The 20,683-nt window shown below is 40.4% G+C and carries 9 protein-coding genes; 5 read left to right on the forward strand and 4 right to left on the reverse strand.

Features of this window, described 5'->3' with window-relative positions:
* Positions 1 to 46: 46 nt before the first annotated feature.
* Positions 47 to 1,360, reverse strand: a complete 1,314-nt coding sequence (locus BM073_RS17755) for a gluconate:H+ symporter (protein WP_091655681.1) — start codon at positions 1,358 to 1,360, stop codon at positions 47 to 49.
* Between the two features lie 72 nt (positions 1,361 to 1,432).
* On the reverse strand, positions 1,433 to 3,724 hold the full coding sequence (locus tag BM073_RS17760) for a T9SS type A sorting domain-containing protein (protein WP_091655682.1): 2,292 nt from the start codon (positions 3,722 to 3,724) through the stop codon (positions 1,433 to 1,435).
* A gap of 91 nt (positions 3,725 to 3,815) precedes the next feature.
* On the opposite strand from BM073_RS17760, the gene BM073_RS17765 reads away from it, so the two are divergent.
* The 3 genes from BM073_RS17765 (at position 3,816) to BM073_RS17775 (ending at position 7,711) form a co-directional block, all read left to right on the forward strand.
* Positions 3,816 to 4,961: a lipoprotein N-acyltransferase Lnb domain-containing protein gene (locus BM073_RS17765; protein ID WP_245756460.1), complete on the forward strand. Its 1,146-nt coding sequence runs from the start codon at positions 3,816 to 3,818 to the stop codon at positions 4,959 to 4,961.
* A gap of 63 nt (positions 4,962 to 5,024) precedes the next feature.
* Positions 5,025 to 7,070, forward strand: coding sequence for an excinuclease ABC subunit UvrB (uvrB, locus tag BM073_RS17770; protein ID WP_091655684.1), 2,046 nt, complete (start codon positions 5,025 to 5,027; stop codon positions 7,068 to 7,070).
* Between the two features lie 5 nt (positions 7,071 to 7,075).
* Positions 7,076 to 7,711, forward strand: a complete 636-nt coding sequence (locus BM073_RS17775) for an AlbA family DNA-binding domain-containing protein (RefSeq protein ID WP_091655685.1) — start codon at positions 7,076 to 7,078, stop codon at positions 7,709 to 7,711.
* Here the strand turns inward: BM073_RS17775 and BM073_RS17780 are convergent.
* Positions 7,695 to 8,618, reverse strand: a complete 924-nt coding sequence (locus BM073_RS17780; protein ID WP_091655686.1) for a 1-aminocyclopropane-1-carboxylate deaminase/D-cysteine desulfhydrase — start codon at positions 8,616 to 8,618, stop codon at positions 7,695 to 7,697. The two genes, BM073_RS17775 and BM073_RS17780, sit on opposite strands and share 17 nt — an antisense overlap.
* A 54-nt stretch (positions 8,619 to 8,672) precedes the next feature.
* Here BM073_RS17780 and BM073_RS17785 point away from each other — a divergent pair, with 54 nt between their 5' ends.
* Entirely contained in the window at positions 8,673 to 9,707 is a 1,035-nt protein-coding gene (locus BM073_RS17785) for an RluA family pseudouridine synthase (protein ID WP_091655687.1), read from the forward strand.
* Between the two features lie 1,045 nt (positions 9,708 to 10,752).
* Positions 10,753 to 15,090: an AsmA family protein gene (locus tag BM073_RS17790; RefSeq protein ID WP_091655688.1), complete on the forward strand. Its 4,338-nt coding sequence runs from the start codon at positions 10,753 to 10,755 to the stop codon at positions 15,088 to 15,090.
* Positions 15,091 to 15,290: 200 nt separating this feature from the next.
* On the opposite strand, the gene BM073_RS18300 is transcribed toward BM073_RS17790, so the two are convergent.
* A partial coding sequence (locus BM073_RS18300; protein ID WP_317042683.1) for a beta strand repeat-containing protein occupies positions 15,291 to 20,683 on the reverse strand: 5,393 nt, incomplete at its 5' end.

Consider the following 20,683-nt stretch of genomic DNA (forward strand, 5'->3'; position numbering starts at 1 on the left):
AATCTACAGCCAATTCACTTTTTGAATAAAATACTTCCTTGTTTTTCTATATAAATATATCCAAAATAAGGACACCGATTAATCCTATGACAGCAACCAAGGTCTCCATTAAAGACCAAGTTCGTATGGTGTCTTTGATACTAACATTGAAAAACTCTTTATACATCCAGAATCCCGCATCATTGAAATGAGAAAACATCAAGCTTCCTGCTCCAATTGATAGCACCAGTAAATTGGGGTCCACGTTCATAGTTGTGACTAGAGGAGCTATGATGCCTGCTGTAGTTAGACCTGCCACAGTAGCCGATCCGACACATACTCGAATAATGGCAGTAATAAGCCAAGCCAATATCAATGGGTGCATTTGCCAAGTTTTGAGACCATCTGCAATGACCTGACTCACTCCGGTATCTGTGAAAACTTGCTTCAAAGCTCCTGCTCCAGCGACAATCAAGAGTATCATTGCGATGTCTTTGGTTGCATCGGTATACAAGGACATCAGCTGCTTCATGGAAAATCTTCTTCTCAATCCTAAGGTATAGGTGCCAATCAACACGGAAATAATCATGACTATCCCAGGATTAGAAATAAAGCCGATCAGTTCATTTAGCTCACCTGAAGTCTCCCAGTTCAGGCTGATGGCTGTAGTTCCTACCAATAAAAAGACGGGCAATAAAGCTGTTATGAAACTATTGGCATTTCCGGGTAAATCCTTTTCCTCTTTGATTTCTGCCTGAAATGTCTTCAAGGGTTTAGCCTCAACCTTTTTGAGTTGCGTTGCGAAAATAGGCCCAGCAATAGCAACGGTAGGGATGGTGATTAAAAACCCATAGAATAAGGTTAGCCCCATATTGGCCTCAAACTGAGCAACCAATGCAGCGGGAGAGGGATGTGGAGGAAGAAATCCATGGGTGACCGATAGCGCAGCGAGTAAAGGAATCCCCACATAGACTGCTGAGATTTTGTATTGATAAGCGACGGTAAAAGCCAAAGGAACAAGGAGTACGAAACCCACATTGTAAAAGAGTGGAATCCCGACGATCAAACCTGTCAATGCCATGGCCCAGGTGATGTACTTTTCACCAAATATATTCATCAGCGTATTGGCAATTCTTTGAGCTCCACCGCTTTCAGCGACGAGTTTGCCAAGCATGGCCCCCATGACGATCACTATGACTAAATCTCCCAGAAGATTTCCCATGCCTTTCTGCACGGAACCGGCAATTTGATCTGCAGGAAGGCCTAAAAGAAATCCGGCGGTGATGGAAGCTATCAAGAAAGCCAAAAAGGGATTTAATTTGGCCCAGACGATTAACAGTACCAAAATAGCGATACTGAGCAGCACAAGGAAAATGGTCATAGGTTAGGTTGGGTTGAGATTTCAAGATAAAAAAAATGTGCTATTCCTTCGTGCGTTTGATCAAACAGTATCTCATTTTCGAATCCAACGAATCACCCAAGATTTATTGTTTTGTGAAACTCTCAATATATAATTCCCGGGATTAACCTGGATTAGTAGCTTTTCCAGATCAGCTAAGCCGATTTTTCCTTCATAAATTTTATCTCCGGTAAATGTAAGTAACTCAACCTCAAGGGCAGTATTTCTCTCTTTTTCAGGAATTTCAATATGAATAGGACCCGAAAAATATGGGTTAGGATAAATTTTAACAGAAGAATGAGTCTTAGGTAGTGGAATGACTCTTACGGTATTGCTCCAGGATTCCTGCCCTTCCTGATTGGAAGATTTGATTCTATAGTAGGATTCGTGATTATAAAAATTGATATCTGAAAATTGGAAAAGGCTGGTTCCTGCGAGGCTTTTTGAAGCAGATCCAATTAACCTCCAATTTGAAATATTCCCATCTGATCTATAAATCTCAAATGTGTATTCCTGTTCACCCAAAACTTCCCAATTCAAGGAAACTTCCGACCCTCTTCTGATCGCTTCAAAATTGATCCATTCTACAGGTAGAATACTCAAGGTTCGGAAACTACCAACCGTATAGTTGCCAATGGCTAAATCTTCCAACTGAATCAGTCTTCTGGCCCAGAGGAGAGTAGGGTCTAAGCCATCCAGATGGCTTCCTTGGGCGGCGTATCCAGTGGCTACTATCCTCAGGTCATCTACATCGTCCACGATCAATTGATCTGCTGATATTCTCAATTCCATTGGGTTCGAACTTGGAGTAAGGCCTGAAAACTGGAAATAAGAAAATAGCCTGTAGAGAATTGGAGTTCCATCAGAGTCATCAAAATTGGAATTGTATTCAGCTCCTTTGTATTCTGTGAATCGAATCTCCAGAATTCCTCCTGCTGTATTTCCTAGGAGTTGGACTTTTCTAACTCCTCCATTTTTTGTGTCTTCAAAAGGGAATGTTCCATTGACCTCATTGAGGCTAGTTGGAATGTTGAGATACCTAAACAAGGCTGCATTTCTCCAGCTTCCTCCAGAATAATTTATCCCACCTTGAGAAGAACTGTTAATTGAAAGGATATTCCCACTTAAGTCCAAAGATCCAGAGTTCATAAAAAATGTCCTGTTAATTGTCAGATCATCACTTACTCGAATTCGTCCTCCTGTTTTTTGGATAGTTAGGCTAGAAACCGTCAAGGGAAATGGACCAATGTTTTGCTCGCTAGGTCCTACGGCAAAAATGTGGGAATTATTAGATAGAAAATTTCCAGTCCCGGTTTTGACCATATTTCCAGAAATGAAAAGCTCAGTAGACAAATTGAGATTATGAACTCCTTGCAGCTCCAAATCATGAATTCTGTTTGGTATTCCTGCGTCGGCAAAGCTTGAATTCAGAAAATTTTTAGGAGAATCTCCGCCCCGAAAAATGATTTTCCCATTCATTTGAAAATTTGCAGCTTCAATTCTAGGGTTAGTTCCTTCCAAAACCATTATTCCATCAGCTTGAAGATCAAAAAGACCCGCGCTGCTGGAGTTGGACCTGAAAATGATATTGGTATTGCAGTCAGAGATAAAAGTTGCTCCAGGCTCAATTGTAAAAACACCAAATGGCCCAGTTCCATACACAGTAGTTTCAGTATTAAATGAAAGAGTTGGACAAAAATTGGGAAAAACATTCCGATCCAACTTTTGCCGGAGAGTTCCAGATTTGACGGTAAAACTGAGGGCCTTGAAGGGTTCCTCGATAATCAGTTCCACTCCCGGACCGGGATCAAAAATTACAGAATACCTACTATTCGTACTGAATCCGCTCCATGCATTTAAGGGAATGATAATCCTTGACTCTCCCTTAAAGGTAATGGTGCTATTGAAAGAATTTCCAATCCAGTTTTGACTGTTCCAAGTCCCTGTTGGAGTGCCTGGAGCAGCTCCACTAAATGCCTGTAAGCTTCCGTAAATATCCAGATTGAAGCTGTTGAGCCGTAGTTTTTGTCCTGCGCCCGTTTCAGAATTGATGAATATATTTTTTACAGCTGCATTAAGATTGAGCGTGAGTGTATGAGTTTGATCAATATAAATATCATTGGAGCTATCTGGAAGAGAGGTAGCAGGAATCCAAGTAGATCCGTCAAAGACATTCCAGATCAATATATTAGAAAAATTTCCGCTGGAAATGGTTTTGTATGCATTAATTTCCTGTGCGCTGGCAACTAATTGGAGCAGGCAAAGTCCTGCTATTGCCGACAATATCCTGTATATTCGACCGTTCAAAAACGCCAAAAGGGCCAACTTTTTGTCCCAGTTTCCCATAGCACAATTAAAAAGTATTTAAAAAGCCTTTTAAGTTAGTTAAATGATAGCTAAAAATAAAGTTCTAGGTCTAATTATTTTCCTGTTATTCATGAGCATAGGAAGTGTTCAGGCTCAGTTATATAGGATTAGTCTTCTTACTTGCGATCCAGGAGATGAGTTATATATGGCTTATGGTCATAGCGCAATCCGAGTTTTTGATAATGTCAATGGAACGGATTATGTTTTCAATTATGGAACCTTCAATTTCAATACCCCAAATTTCTATGGAAAATTTGCGGGAGGAAAATTAGACTATATGTTAAGCGTCAGTACCTACGCTGATTTTATTACTACCTATGCGGGTGAAAAAAGAGCGATCCGTGAACAAGTATTAGATCTAAATTCGGAGCAGGAGCAATACATGGTAGAGTTTTTACAGGTCAATTACTTACCGGAAAGACGTTATTATAGATATGATTTCTTCTTTGATAACTGTGCCACCAGAATCCGTGATGCGATGGATTTGGTTTTGGGAGATCAATTGATCTGGAATGATGAGCAGGTACAAGAAAGAGAAAAAACTTTCAGGGATTTGATAGACGAGTATGTTTTGAGAATGCCTTGGGCTGATTTAGGAATTGATCTCGCTCTTGGGGCCGTGATAGATCGGGTTGCTTCTCCTCAGGAAGAGCAGTTTTTACCTGATTATATGGAAGAAGCATTTGCGAGAGCAGAGATTCAGGGAGATGGTCCTACCAGGCCTTTAGTCAAGGAGACAAATGTTATTTTGGATTTTCCTAAACCCGAACAGGGAGTTATAGGAGCTTTCAATTCCTATTGGTTGTTTTGGTTGGTAGCCATTTTATTTTCAGCAATTACCTTTATCGGTTTTAAAAGAAAAAAGCTGTTTATCGGTTTTGATATAGCTCTATTTTCCATTCTAGGAATTCTAGGTATAGTCATTTTCCTACTCTGGTTTGCCACAGATCATTCGGCTACTAAGTGGAACTGGAACATACTTTGGGCTTTTCCGGGTCATTTGTTTCTGGCAATAGCGCTATTCTCCAAAAATTTGAAGCCCTGGGTCAGGAAATACCTTTTGGCAGCTTTGATTCTAGCAGATGCAGCAGTGGTTTTCTGGATTTTAGGATGGCAATCTTTTCATCCTAGCCTAATCCCGATTTTATTGGTGATCATTCTCAGAACCAATTATCTGTATTATAATATTTCAAAATATAAACCTCTAAAAGCCTAGAATATTCAGAAGTAGAAAACTTTTGACTAGGGTTTGGGTGTTGGGTAAGTTCGACATAAGTATATGGAATTTAGACTTACTTCAGATTATCAGCCAACCGGAGATCAGCCCCAGGCGATTGAGCAATTAGCCCGTGGAGTAAACGAAGGGGAAAAAGCTCAAGTGCTCTTGGGTGTAACCGGTTCAGGTAAAACTTTTACTGTTGCCAATTTAATCCAGCAGGTTCAAAAGCCAACCTTGGTGTTAAGTCACAACAAGACATTAGCGGCTCAGCTTTATGGAGAGTTTAAGCAGTTTTTTCCTGAAAATGCGGTTGAATATTTTATCTCCTATTACGACTATTATCAGCCTGAGGCCTTTATTCCCAGCTCGGGAACTTATATAGAAAAGGATCTTTCTATCAATGAAGAGATCGAAAAATTGAGATTGAGCGCGACCTCTGCTTTGCTTACCGGAAGAAGAGATGTGATCGTGGTGGCTTCAGTATCCTGTATTTATGGTATTGGTAATCCTGAAGAATTCGCAAAGAATGTGATTCGAATTCAAGAAGGAGACAGAATTCCTAGAAATCAGTTGCTGTTTAAACTGGTCGATATATTATACTCCCGAACTCACCAGGATTTAACACACGGTACCTTTAGAGTAAAGGGAGATACGGTGGATATTTTTGTGGCTTATGCCGACTGGGGCTATAGAATTTTTTTCTGGGGTGATGAAATTGAAGCGATTCAAAGAATAGACCCGCAAAGCGGAAAAAAACTCAATGATGAAAAGATTATCTCCATTTTTCCTGCAAATCTTTTTGTAACTGGTAGAGACACCATACAAACTGCCATCAAAGAAATTCAGGATGATATGGTGGCCCAAGTAAATTTCTTCGAAAAGGAGGGGAAATTTATGGAAGCAAAAAGACTCCAAGAAAGAACTGAGTTTGATTTGGAAATGATTCGAGAGTTGGGTTATTGCTCTGGGGTTGAGAATTATTCCCGCTATTTCGATAGAAGAAGTCCCGGAATGAGACCATTCTGTCTTTTGGATTATTTTCCGGATGACTTTTTAATGGTAATTGACGAGAGCCATGTTACGGTGCCTCAAGTGCGAGCTATGTGGGGTGGCGATAGGTCTAGAAAGGTCAATTTGGTGGATTTCGGATTTCGTCTCCCTTCAGCATTGGATAACCGCCCTCTCAAATTTGATGAATTCGAAGATTTGACCCATCAAGTTGTCTATGTATCTGCTACTCCGGCGGATTATGAATTGGCCTTGACGGAAGGGGTGGTGGTAGAGCAGATTATTCGTCCGACAGGATTACTGGACCCTACCATTGAAGTGAGACCAAGTTTAAATCAGATCGATGATTTGTTGGAGGAAATTGATCAAACCATTAAGTCAGATGCCAGAGTTTTGGTTACCACTTTGACCAAGAGAATGGCTGAAGAGCTTCAAAAGTATCTGGAAAGGGCAGGAGTCAAGTCCAGATATATTCACTCGGAAGTGAAGACCTTGGATAGAGTCGAGATTCTCAGAGAGCTAAGACTCGGAGTTTTTGATGTTTTGGTTGGAGTCAACTTATTGAGAGAAGGGTTGGATCTTCCAGAAGTGTCGTTGGTCGCGATTTTGGATGCAGATAAAGAAGGCTTTTTGAGAAATGAGCGAAGCTTGGTTCAGACGATCGGAAGAGCAGCAAGAAACTCTGAGGGTAGAGTGATCATGTATGCGGATAAAATCACTGATTCCATGCAAATGGCCATTGATGAAACCAAAAGAAGAAGGGCGCTTCAGATTGCTTACAATGAGGAGCACGGCATAACTCCTACCACTGTTATCAAGTCTCGAGATAAAATCATGGGACAAACCAAGGTTGCGGATTCCAAGAAGAATGCAAAAGTATACGCGGAGCCTATGCCTGGAGAAAGCCAGCTGGCGGCCGATCCTGTCGTACAGTATTTGAGTAAAGAGAAGTTGGAGAAATTGATCGCTCAAACTCAAAAACAGATGGAGAAAGCGGCGAAAGAGCTCAACTTTATGGAAGCTGCAAGGCTGAGAGACGAGTGGCAATCTCAAAAGAGCCGCTTGGAGGAATTGAACAGAGGCCTTGGGAAAAGCTGATAATCATGACACTTCAAGAGGTAAAAATATTGGCTTCACAAGGGGAAGGGCTGACTCTTGAGTTCAAGAAAAAAGCTGCATTTCCTGATAAAATTGTGAGAGAACTGATTGCTTTGGCAAATACAGAAGGCGGGGTTTTACTGCTTGGAGTGGATGATGATGGGACGGTTAGTGGGCAGAGATATATAGAGGAAGAAGTCTTTGTGATGCAGAAGGCCATAAAAGAATTGATTTTTCCAGCCTTACCCTATGAACTGGAAACAGTCAAAATCAATGAGAAAAAAGGGGTTGCTCTTTTCAAGGTCTTTAAAAGCCAAGAAAGGCCACATTATATTTTAAGTCAAAATAGAAAAAGAGCATTTGTAAGGGTTGCAGACCGCACTGTTCAGGCTAGTAAGGAAGTTTGGGAGATTTTGAGGAAAGGTAGAAATCCCAGGGACATAGTTTTTACCTATGGTCAAAAAGAAGAAATCCTGATGAAGTTATTGGAGGAGTCTGGAAAAATTACCCTCCAAGACTTTATGAAAGCTGCTAAGTTGCCCAAGTTCTTAGCCAGCAAAACGCTTGTTCGATTGGTCCTCGCCAATGTATTGAAAGTTCATCCTCAGGAAAATGAGGACTTTTTTACTTTGAAGAATTAGGGAGTCTGATTCCAGTTCTTTCTGTAAAGCCTTCATTTCCCTGAAGCCCTCCGCTGTGTATCAGCAGAATTTTAGAACCTTTTTCAATTTGATCTTTTGAGATTAAATCCCAAACAGCAAAAAATAATTTTCCAGTGTATATAGGGTCTAAAACCACTCCAAAGTTTTCATAAAAGCTCCAAATGAAATCAATCAAATCTTGCCGGTAAGCTGCATATCCTCCAAAATGATACTTGGAGAAAATCTTCCAAGTACCTTTTGGCGAAATACTAAAGTTGCTAAGAAGGTTCTTAATTTCCTGATGAATAAACTCACCTTTAAGGGAGGATATGCCCCATAACTGCTGGTGCCCTAATAGGCTATTTGCCAAACCGGCAAAGGTTCCTCCTGTTCCAATGGCGCAAACTATGTGGCTGAAGTAACTGTCCTCCTTGTCTAATATTTCGGAGGTTCCCTGAATAGCAGTTGAATTGGTGCCCCCTTCAGGGATCAGGTAAAAGTCTCCAAATTGCTTCCTCAATCCTTCAATAAAGGAAGGCTGGTCTTTTTTTCTAAACTCTCCTCTACTGATAAATTCAAGCTGCATATGGTGATTTTCCGCAAAACTCAAGGTAGGGTTTAAAGGCTCGATCCTTTCTCCCCGGATGATTCCGATAGATTCAAGGCCTTCTTGAAATGCTGCCGCCGCAGTAGAATATATATGGTTTGAATAGGCTCCTCCGAAGGTGAGTATCTTTTTTGAACCAGATTTTTTGGCGGCTTCCAGATTGTATTTCAGCTTAAAAAATTTATTTCCAGAAACTGTCGGATGAATCAGGTCAAGTCGTTTGATGGCCAGCTCCACTCCTTTTGACTCTAAGAGTGGATGATCCAACACTTGATTGACCACTGGATTTGCTAAAATCATGAGGGAATTTAAGGCTTTTGGTAAACTTAATTTTCATCCTTGTATTTTTGTTGCATGAATAAGTTACCCGAAGAGGAATTTGAAGACGAAGAAATCGAACTGTATGAGCATTATCGATTTAATGTTGACAAAGGACAAACGCTCACTAGAATAGATAAATTTTTAACCGAAAAGGTAGCAAATGCCACTAGAAACCGGGTGCAACAAAACATTGAATCTGGTGGGGTTTTGGTGAATGGAAAGCCAACCAAACCTAATTACAAGATTAAACCAGGGGATGAAATAAAGGTAATGTTTGCAAAACCCCCTAGGGATAATGAGGTCATTCCAGAGCCTATTTCTCTTGATATTATCTATGAAGACAATGATTTGCTGGTAGTCAATAAGCCAGCGGGAATGGTGGTTCATCCTGCGCATGGAAATTGGTCAGGAACCTTGGTAAATGGATTGGTTTATTATTTTCAAAATTTGCCTGAAATGAAAGGTAATGAGGGAAGGCCTGGATTAGTTCACAGAATTGACAAGGATACTTCTGGTCTTTTGGTGATAGCCAAATCCGAGGAATCTATGACCTTCTTGGCCGCCCAATTTTTTCATCATACCATAGAAAGAACGTATATAGCCCTTGTTTGGGGAGAACCAGCAGAGGAATCAGGGACTATTAGAGGCCATGTTGGAAGAAGTGCCAAAGACAGAAAAGTAATGGATGTCTTTCCGGATGGTTCACAGGGTAAGCATGCAGTAACTCACTGGAAAGTGATCAAGCGTCTAAGGTATGTAACATTAATTCAGTGCAGGCTGGAAACCGGAAGAACTCACCAGATTAGAGCGCACATGAAGTATTTGGGGCATCCGCTTTTTAATGACTCCATGTATGGTGGAGATAGGATTTTAAAAGGAACTCAATTTTCCAAGTATAAAAGTTTTGTTCAAAACTGCTTTGATATCATCCCACGCCAGGCTTTGCATGCAAAGTCTCTGGGTTTTATCCATCCTAAGACAGGGGAGAAGTTATTCTTTGAATCTGAACTGCCGGAGGATTTTTTGGCAGTTTTGGAAAAGTGGGAATCCTATGTGACTCACGAATAAGCAAAAAACCACAGTTAAGATTGCATTCTTTTGATATAAATCAAAAATAAACCCCTGTTTGATGCAAATAATGTAAAAATCGAGATTCAGATTAAAAATATTGCAATAAGAGCGATGTATTCAAGTCTATAATTATCTAATCATTAATTTTCAATCGATTTCATTAAATAATCTGTAAAAAAATAACAGAAACTTTAAATAATTTGCAAAAAACAATTTGATCGCCGTATATTTGAAACAGCAAACAAGCTAAAAGTTCACACACATACTGTAGGATGTTGAAATTGGCAGACAAGCCCTCCTGTCTCGAGGGTGGAGGCCGTGGGATAAAGCATTTTAGCGAGCTCGTAAATTTGCCTAACTACTCCGTGGAGGTTCGAATCCTTCTCCTACAGCAGGTTATTTTGGGTTTATTGTTAATTGACTAAAACCATGAGATTATGTTTCATGGTTTTTTTTATGCCCTTTTTTAAAAGAAACGCCCTTCATTCACGATTTTCAAAATAGGAATTAACAAATCCATAATCATCAAGTGAAATTCTTAGGGTTAGTTATAAAAAGATGAACAAAAAATGTGTTTAAATAAAAATACTGTAAAAAATTGATTAATTTGTTATCAAAATTTTAATAAATAGGAGGTTTTTCTAATTTTGACGTATCGATTAATGAGTTTTGTTATTCATCTAATAAATATGAAGCTCTCAAACCATTTATCACTTCTCTGTAAAAGGCAGGGAAAAAGAAGCGAAGATTAAGCAGTGGAGACATTGATGAGCAATCAGACAATGTGAGTTAATCTTCGCCTTCATTTTATTTTAATCGCTGTGAAAAGCGAAACCATATAATGTAGGATGTTGAAATTGGCAGACAAGCCCTCCTGTCTCGGGGGTGGGGAAATCGGAATAAAGCATGGAACAAACCGGACTATTGCCTAACTACCCCGTGGAGGTTCGAATCCTTCTCCTACAGCTAAAAGCAGTCTGATGAGGGCTGCTTTTTTTATTTTTTGTTGGAGTATTTAGTTATTTTGGTCTAAAATCCTGCTATGATTAAGAGCTTCAAAGAAAAAATATCCAAGCATCCTCTTCGAAAGAAGGTATTGAGGGTGTTGATGATAGTTTTTCTGGCTTTAATTTTCCTGGAATTTTTAATCTATTTCGGTTCTAACCTCCTCTTAGTCAATTGGACTAGAACAAAATTGAATGAAGCAACTGGCGGAGTATATGAGGTTGATTTCAATCGCTTGAACTTTTCCCTACTTCGCAGAGGTGTTTTCTTGAATGGGATTATTATGAGGCCAGTGAGTCTTGAAAATGCCGGTGAAGACCAAGTACTATTTGATTTTACTCTTGACGAATTAGCCCTTAAAAATATTTGGTACGATTGGTCTGAGAAGGTTTTTATAATAGGGAATATTAAACTGGATAATCCAAATCTCAGCCTAGAGCTTTCCGAGTCTACCATTTCCAATGCAAAAGAGAGAGATAGTTTAAAAGTTTCCCAAGTAAAGAGACTTGAAAATGAAATCAAGAAAAGTATTCAAAGAATTCCTTTTGGAGGGATTTTTATCAATAGAGTAGAAATAGATCATGCAGACTTATTCTTTTTAAACTTTTTGAGTCAAAAGTCTATCAATGCAAAAAATACTCGATTGATCATTGAGGATATTGATTGGACGAGTTCCGAAGAATGGAAGACTCCTTTCAATGCAAAGGGATTTGAATTTGATTTGGATCAGGTTGAGTTTCTTTTGCCTGATGGCATCCACACCATTTATGCCGATGAGGTCTTCGTGACTTCACTTGAGAATCAAATTCAGATTGAAAAATTCCAGCTTAGATCAGATAAGACGATAGAGAGTTTTGCCTATTATGATATGGACCTTGATCAACTTCGGGTAGGTAATGTAGAGTTGAATAAGGCCTTTATGGAATCGGACTTGGAAATCGATGAGATTATTTTGAACAGCCCGGATTTTAAAGTGATCCGATCTGATAATCCCAAAAAGAATCAAAATCAAAATGGTGACTTAAATGATCTGATTACTGGCTTGTTAAAGTCGTTCTATGTGAAGGAATTATCCATTAATAAAGGAAAATTTTTGACCTATCACTTGGAAGATTCTCTGGAAAATAGAATTGAGGTTTCGGATCTGAATTTCAAAATGGTCAAGTTTTACTTGGGAGATGACCAGAGCAGAAAGGATAATCAGTTTTTCCACGGAGAAGATGCTTCTATGGAGTTGGGAGATTTGACCTTGTACTTGTCGGATCAGGTTCATTTGATCAAAGGGAAGAAAGTAATGGCTTCCTCTTTTTTAGATAGAATTCAGGTTAAGGGATTTGAAATAAAGCCAAGAGACAGTACTATTTTAATCAAAAGACCACATCAGTTGATTGATATTAGGCTGAATGAGTTACTTTTTTCTGAGGCAAATTTGAAAAAGCTTTATAATCAGGGTGTCTTGGATGTGGAGAAGTTGGAAATTATCTCTCCCAAAGTACAGGTAACTGATTTGGAAGCGGACTCAGGAATAGAGGAAAGAAAGGGGAGGGGGGCTTCTCTTTTAATGGGCTATCTGAATGAATTGAATATTGGTGAATTTGATTTGAGGCAAGGAGAGGTGCAGTTTCAAAATCAATCAGGTATTCGATCTGATGATATAGGTTTTGACCAATTCAGTTTGTTTTTGGAAAATGTCCGTTTTTCTCCTGACACTGCCATGCAACTTCGGGATATACTTTTGGCAGATGAAATGATTTTAAGTTTGGATAAATACAAGCTCAAACTGAGAGATAACTTACACATTTTCAGTGCTGATAAAATCATCATTGACTCCAAAAAATCACTGATCGATGTTCAGAATTTTTCTCTGAAACCCGAATCTCGGGCTAATATTCAATCTGTGCTGGACACCTATAAAAAAACTGTGGCAGTTGACTTGAAGGTGCCTTCATTTCGTGTAGAGGGAGTTGATATCAAAAAGGCTTTGCTGGATCAGGAGTTATATATCAAACAGATTTTGGTTCCTAGACCTGAACTTACCTATACCAAATACAGAGATCGATCTCAAAAAAGAGAGGCAAATCAGTTGGATTCTGCTGAAGGGATAAGAGAATTATTGGAGTCCTATTTTGCCAAAGTTTCCATTGATTCTGTCAGTTTCCAGGAAGGGAAATTCAACTTTTCAGATCTTTCGGGAAAAAGGGAGATTAGTTTCGTGGAAGAAGATTTATCCCTTACTCTGAAGGGTTTTTATATGGATAATCTTGGTAATTATGATGAATCCAAGACCTTCTTTTCGGACGAGATCATTTTGAATTTGGCTGATTATTCCTTTTCTCTGGCAAGAGGAGATTATGATGTTACGACCAGTAATTTAGTTTTTAATACAAAAAACCGAACGCTGGTTATTGATACTTTGCGCTTGATGCCGGGTGATAATCTGAGGAGTAAGCTGTCTTTGTCATTGATTTTACCGAAGGTGAGCTTTGAAGGAATTGATTTGGAGGACTTTTTATTCGATAACCGATTGGATTTGGACAAACTTAATGTAGTCGGCAGTACGATCAGTTTGGAAATCAATCCGGCTATAGAGTCAAAAAACAGTCCGATAAATCCGCGGGTTAGAAGGAGTTTAGATTTTATCAAGGTTGGAGAGATTAGTGCGTTAAATTCTGATTTCAGATTGAATTACATACAAGGCCAAACCGATCTCCAGTCTATACAAACCTCCTTTGATATTACAGTTGCAGACTTCTATTTGGATGAGCAAGCCAATCGAGAGATGGATTTATCCGGCCTTTTTAAGCAAATCTCAATAGGGATCAATGACTTTTCTTTTGCCCTGCCAGATAGTGTGCACTCTGTAAGACTATCCAATTTGACATTTGATACAGAGCAAGATGAGACCATTCTATCCGGGATAGAGATCCTACCTCTGAAGCCTTTGAGCCTGACTAATGGTCCGGTTTTTCAGGGAAAAATCCAGGAGATTGGCTTAAGAAATAATGAATTAGAGCAAATTCAGGAGTCAGGAATTTTTGATTTAACTCAATTGAGGATTTTGAAACCTGATTTTAAAATCTTTTTGGACAGTATATCTACCCAAATAAAAAATGAAAACTTTAAAGAGTTTAAGGTCAAAGATGGCTTGGTTAATTCAATAATGCTGCAAAACATCAACTTGAATCAGGGCAATTTTGAGTTTTTTTCAAAATCAAAAAATCCATTAAATGGACTGGCTTTCAAGGATGTTGATTTATCATTAAAGAAGCTAAATCTTGATTTATTGAATTTGGAAGAAAATATCAGTCCTGAATTACTTTTCAAGAAGCAGTTGGAGTTTAGTCTCAAAGATTACAATTATTATTTGCCGGATAGTATGGAGCTGTTTTCCATTGGGAGTTTTTCCTACGCTGGTGCGAATTTAGTTTTTGAAAAAGTGAGGTTTAGACCAGCGATGGGTAGATATAATTACTTGAGGAAAAAGGGCTTTCAAACAGATGCAATTGATCTCTTTTTGGATAGAATAGAAGTTGGGGGCTTAAATTTTGAACGCATTTTTGCCAACCAGGGCTATCAAGCAAAAAAGCTTAATTTGGATGGGATGCGCTTGGATGTATTCAGGGACAAACGATTGCCTTCACGGCCTAATGCCTACAAACCTATGCCTCAGGATTTATTAAGAAATGCTTCCATCCGGGCTTTGGTAGACTCTATTCAATTAAGAAACGGCTTAATACGATATCAGGAGTTTACTCCTGGGGCTCAGCTACCTGGTCAAGTGAGTTTTCATAATATGAATGCTTCAATTGTTCCATTTGCAATGAGTTTGGAAGGAGAGAAGCATCCAATTGATTCATTCCAGGTAATTGCGACGACCGACTTGATGGGAGAAGGGAAAGTTGAAATGAACTCTACCTATTACTTTTCAGCTGGATCTCCTATTAATTTATCTTTCAAAATGGGAGAAATGCCCCTAGAATATGTCAATGATATTTTAAGTAAAGGTGCGTTTGTTAAAGCCCGATCTGGAAAAGTGAATTCGGCTGATTGGTACTTCAAATTGACAGATGAAGAGGCTATTGGAAAAATGACCTTTTTATATGAGGGATTGAAGGTGGATTTATTGGACTCCTTGACTTTGGAAAAAGGGACTGGGAAAGTGGCATTTGAATCATTTTTAGCCAATACATTGATTAAAAATAACAACCCAAGAAGGCTTTTGGGAAATATTGTTTCCTCTGATATTTACTTTAAAAGAGATAAAACCAAGTTCATTTTCAATACTTGGTGGAAAGCAACCCTTACAGGATTGAAAGGAAGTATGGGATTAGGGCAACCACAGATGCCAGTGAGGCGAAAAGAAGAGGAGGAATAAAATCCTCCTCTTTTAATTTTTTATTATGCTTACCCGCTTTTTTATTAAGTAAAAAAGTAAAAGGGAGTATCAGTTGAAAGTATTATAATCCGGAAGCTTCTGACTTCAGTCGCCTTTGTTGAGGGAAGTAGAAGTATTCGATCGGTCAATCAAAGAAATAAGGTAAGTGGCAAGATTGCGGTTAATCAGATTTTTTAAACCTATTTCCTAATCAGTTTGATTTGTTGCTGATGGTTTCCCCAGATCAATTGAATGATAAATAAGCCATGATCAATGTCTCGGAGATGGTAATTGACTTTTTCAGAAACCTCCTCAGTTGATCTAACAGTATATGTTTCGGTCACACCTTTAGCATCAGATATCCTTATAACAATTGGTTCATCATTATAAACTGATGTATTCAGAAGTGATAGACTAACCGGCTCATTTCTGTTGCTTGGATTAGGGTAAGCAACCCAGTATGAATTTCCTGAGATAGGTTCTACCTGAATAGATTTCACTTTGCTGTAGGCGAATTTTCCATCAAAATCGAACTGCTTCAATCTATAGTAAATAATGCCTCCTGAAGCAGGAAGATTTTCATCCTTAAATTGATATTCTACGGATTCATTGGAATAACCTTGTCCTTTAACAGTGCCTATTTTTTGCCAATTAGCTACGCCATTAATAGAACGTTCAATCTCAAAATGAGAGTTTTCCCACTCTTTAGAAGTTGCCCATTTGAGCAACCCTTTTTGATCAGACTCCAGATAGGAAGCTTCAAAGTAGAGGTATTCTACTTCAAGGATTCGGAAGTTAAGGAAAGTGATGTAAACTACTCCATTTCCGCCTCTACCTCCTCCGAAATAGCCTGCGCCACCTCCAGAGCCTGTTTTATTAGTTCCTGGAGTTCCGACTGGGTTTGTTCCGCTTAAGTTACCGCTCCCTCCAATTCTTACTCCACCTGCCGAACCTCCTTCTCCGATTTTATCTGTCCCATTAAAGAATCGACCAATTCCACCGCCTCCTGCTCCAAAATATCTCAAGGAATCACCTAGGGTTAGAACTATTCCATCGCCGCCTCTACCACCTTCTCCTTGACCATTCCCAGCGGCTTTACCATGCTGTCCATCGTCAGCAGGTGCAGGTTTCCAAGGTGTCAGTCCACCACCTCCGCCACCTGCGACTGAATTTTGAGGTTCACTATAATCACCATTTCCACCAGGATTGCCGAGATAGACAGTTGAATTTGCTCCACTGTACGTTATATTCATTCTAGTACCTCCAAGACCTTCCGATTTCGTCGGTGCTGGAGTAGCACTACCTCCTCCCCCTGAAGCTCCTGTACCCCCTAGATTGTTAGCCCTTGAGGCTCCTCCTCCACCTCCTGGTACATTTATATTTATTGGGTTTCCATCTATAGATCCAGTAAAGGATGAAGGGTTTCCTGGAAATCCATTAGCATCAACTGTTGGTGCTCCAGGGCCACCAGTTCCTACCCCAATGTTAAAAACTGTATTTGCAGGTAGGCCGTTTGGATTAGAGGTTGTAAATGTTTGCCTAATCAAAGCGCCAGAGCCCCCACCACCTGAACCTTCGCCACTACCTCCGCCTCCACCAGCACTTCCTACATATACAGTAAATCCAGCTAACCCAACAGGTGCAGTCCAACTACAATCCCGCATAAATTCTATTACTGTAGTTCCAGATTTGGACCCATCATCAATTATTTTGATACAATCAGTGTCATCGGCATCTGGGCAAGAATATGAGATAATCACTAGTCCATTTCCTCCAACACCTCTGTTCCCTCCTTTCTTTCCTCCACCGCCTCCTGGTGAAGAACCGTTTACGCCATCTGTACCTGCAGATCCTCCTAAGGGTCCTCCTCCTTTACCTCCATTCGAACCTAATCCACTGGCTCCGTTACTACCACCAAATCGTGGATCGAAAGTTCCTCCTGGTGCGTTGTTTACATTACCTCTGGAACCCCCAGTAGCGTATACCAAACTGTTTGCAATTGGATCAGGTAGACTAGAGTCTCTTGTAACATACGTTGTATTTCCATTTCCATTAATTGCCCCCCCTGCTCCTACAAATATTCCTAAAGGTTGGCCTGGAGTAACAGGAATATTTTGACGAATAGAGTAACCTCCTCCGCCTCCTCCAAAATCATCACCACCACCACCGCCACCATAGACTTCTATGGTAATGCTGTATACATTTGCTGGAACATAAAAAGTGCTATTTGCACCATAGACGGCAGAACAAACTCCAAAATAAGTCGTCGGTTTGTCACTGAAGGTTGTTGTACATAAATCAGAATCTCTTTTTAAACTTATTATCCTTACCGTGTAAGTATCGGTATTGCTGCTAATTGGTATTGTGCTAAAAACACCTCTTCCGTTATTCACCGTTGCGGTAGCAGTATGAGTTGTAAATGCTCCACTTGCCTGTCTGATTTCATATGAAACTTGGTATGTTCCATTTATCATGGTGCTGGCATTTCCGTAGAAAAATACTGTGGCATTTCCGTTTATAGTAGTTGCCGAAACAGAGGAAACCGCTGTTATCTCGTAGGTAGGGACTACATGAATTGTTCCTGTTGCAGTCAAACCATTTATGCAATTCCCAGATAATGGAATGCTATAATTATAGAGGCCTGGGGCTGCTGTACTCACGTTTCCTGAAAACTCGATATTTCCAGTAGAAGAATTAAAGTTAACATTTACTCCTGTCGGAAGTCCAGTTGGAGAGCCGATTCCACTTACTCCTGTTGTTGACTGAATAAAAGGTCTTAAAGTTGGTGAATTTATGCAAACGGTCGGATAGTTTGGTGTTGGGAATGCAGGTTGTCCGCTGGCTGCTTGAGGCTGACCAACAGTGGCGAATGGTTCTACAGTGGTAGTGGAACTTGCGTTTGCAGTAGCTGTACAACCTGTTGAAGGTTCCCTGTATCTGACTGTTACTGTTTTTGGTCCAGTAGTCAACCACCTTACAGTCACAGAAGAGCTTGAACTTCCGGTGCCTCCAGAAACTATGGTATAATTAGTTCCAGCTGTCCCTGGTAGGGACCAAACATAATTCGATTTACCAGTTTGGGTAGTATAAGTAACATCCTGCTGAAGACAAACCAATGAGCCTGGTGAAGTAGTAAATGTTGGAACAGGTAAAGCATTTACTGTAAGGGTATTTGAGGCTGGTGTAGTAGCTGTACAATTATTCGAGTTAGTATATCCAACTGTTACAGTTTTCGAACCAGATGTTAGCCAAGTTAAGGTAACTGTAGAGTTTGTGCTTCCAATTCCACCTGCAGTTATATTGTAATCTGTACCAGCTATTCCAGGAATAGACCAGGAGTAATTACTTTGCCCCCCGCCTGATTGAGTAGTGTAAGTAACTGGTATTCCTACGCAAACCGGACCGGTTGGAGGTGTTATAAAGGTTGGTGTAGGTAATGAGTTGACAACAAGTGAATTGGTGGCCGAGACAGTAGCTGCGCAATTATTTGTGTCGGTATACCTAACTGAAATATTCTTGGTTCCTGATGTTAACCAAGTTACGGTAACAGTATGATCAGTTGTACCAATGCCTCCTCCAGTAATCGTATAGTCTGTACCTGCAGTTCCAAATCCGGACCAAATATAATTGGATTGGCCACTTTGAGTCTGATAGGTAACAGAAGCCCCTACGCAAACAGGACCAGTTGGTGATGAGATAAATGTAGGTGTTGGTAAAGCGTTAACAGTCATCGGTCCAGATATGGAGGAAGTCTGATCGGTGCCACAACTACTTGATACCACAACATAATAATATCTAATTCCCGTAGAAGAGGATGGGGGAGTATAGGAGGAATTGGTAGCTCCTGATATTAGCGTGCCTGTTATATTATTGGCTGACGTATTGGAATACCATTGATAGTTCAGAGTTCCTGTACCTGTTGCCGTTACTGAAATAGGAGTAAAGCTCGATCCAAAGCAAATAGTTTGTGCACCTAAATTCTCTGTATTGATAGCTGTAGGTGGCGTAACTGTAAATGCCCCAGAAGTATTTGTTGGTACGGTGCCACAATTACTTTTGCCTGTAGCATAGTAATATGTGGTTCCCACATTATCAGTTGGAGGGGTATAACTGGAACTAGTTGCTCCAGGAATTAAAGTACCTCCAGTATTTGAGTTTGTTGTATTTCTGTACCATTGATAGGTAATGGTTCCTTCTCCTAAGGCTTGTACAGTAAGAGTGGGGGTAGTGAATGCACCACCCAAACAAGTTGATTGATTTGTAGTGTTTGGGTGTTGAGATATGGTTGTTACGGGTGGCGTCACTAAATGTTGTCCAGAAACATCGGAGGTTTCAGTCCCACAATTTCCTGTAACTATCACGTAATACCATGCAGATCCTTGTGTAGTGGATGGTGGAGTAAAAGATGCCGAATTCGCTCCGGTAACCGCTGTACCACCAACATTTGAGGCGACCGTGTTTCTATACCATTGATAAGTTAATCCTCCTCCAACAGCTGTTACCGTTAAAGGCTCAAATCCATCACCAAAGCATTCTATGTCCAATGCTGTGGATGGATGAGAAGTTATAGCAGTGATTGGGTCAACGGTAACTACCACTGTGAAAGTCGAGCTTGAACAGGTACCGGAAATTGCTGTGATAGTATAAGTTGCAGTTTGTGGTGAATCCGTTGGGTTAACCAATGTCCCAGAAATGTTACTCGATCCTCCTCCTGCAGCTCCACCTGAAATTCCTCCTGTAACGGAAGGTGCAGACCATGAATAGGTAGTTCCTGCTGGAACTATTCCATTGGTCCCATTTGAGGGAGTAATTGAGAAGTTTGAGCCTGTACAAATTGAAATATTATAGTCATCAATATTAGGTCTAGGACTGACAGTAACCGTGACCGTGAAAGTCGAACCAGTGCAGGAACCTGAAGTAGGGGTTACGGTATAAGTTACAGTCTGAGCAGTATTAGTTGAGTTGGTTAAAGTTCCTGAGATGGCATTTGCTCCCGATCCAGCAGCTCCGCCGGTGATTCCTGCAGGAAGTGAAGGTGCAGCCCACGAGTAGGTTGTTCCAGTCGGAACGACTCCGTTGGTACCGTTGGCAGGAGTTAAGGAGAATGAATCCCCACTACAAATGGTTGCCGTCAAATTGTTAACGGCAGGTCTAGGACTGACAGTAACCGTGACCGTGAAAGTCGAACCAGAGCAGGAACCTGAAGTAGGGGTTACGGTATAAGTTACAGTCTGAGCAGTATTAGTTGAGTTGGTTAAATTTCCTGAGATGGCGGATGCATCACTGCCTGCAGCCCCTCCAGTGACCCCCCCAGTTACTGCGGGTGCCGACCAGGAGTATGTAGTTCCAGCCGGTACCACTCCATTGGTGCCGTTGGAAGGAGTTAAGGAGAAAGAGTCTCCGCTACAAACGGTTGCCGTCATGTTTGTCACAGCCGGTCTAGGACTGACAGTAACAGTGACCGTGAAAGGATTACCGGAGCAAGAACCTGAAGTAGGCGTTACAGTATAAGTTGCTGTCTGAGCAGTATTAGTTGAGTTGGTTAAGGTGCCTGTAATAGTGGTTACACCCGAACCTGCGGCACCTCCTGTGA

Source organism: Algoriphagus ornithinivorans, from assembly GCF_900115305.1.
GTDB lineage: Bacteria > Bacteroidota > Bacteroidia > Cytophagales > Cyclobacteriaceae > Algoriphagus > Algoriphagus ornithinivorans.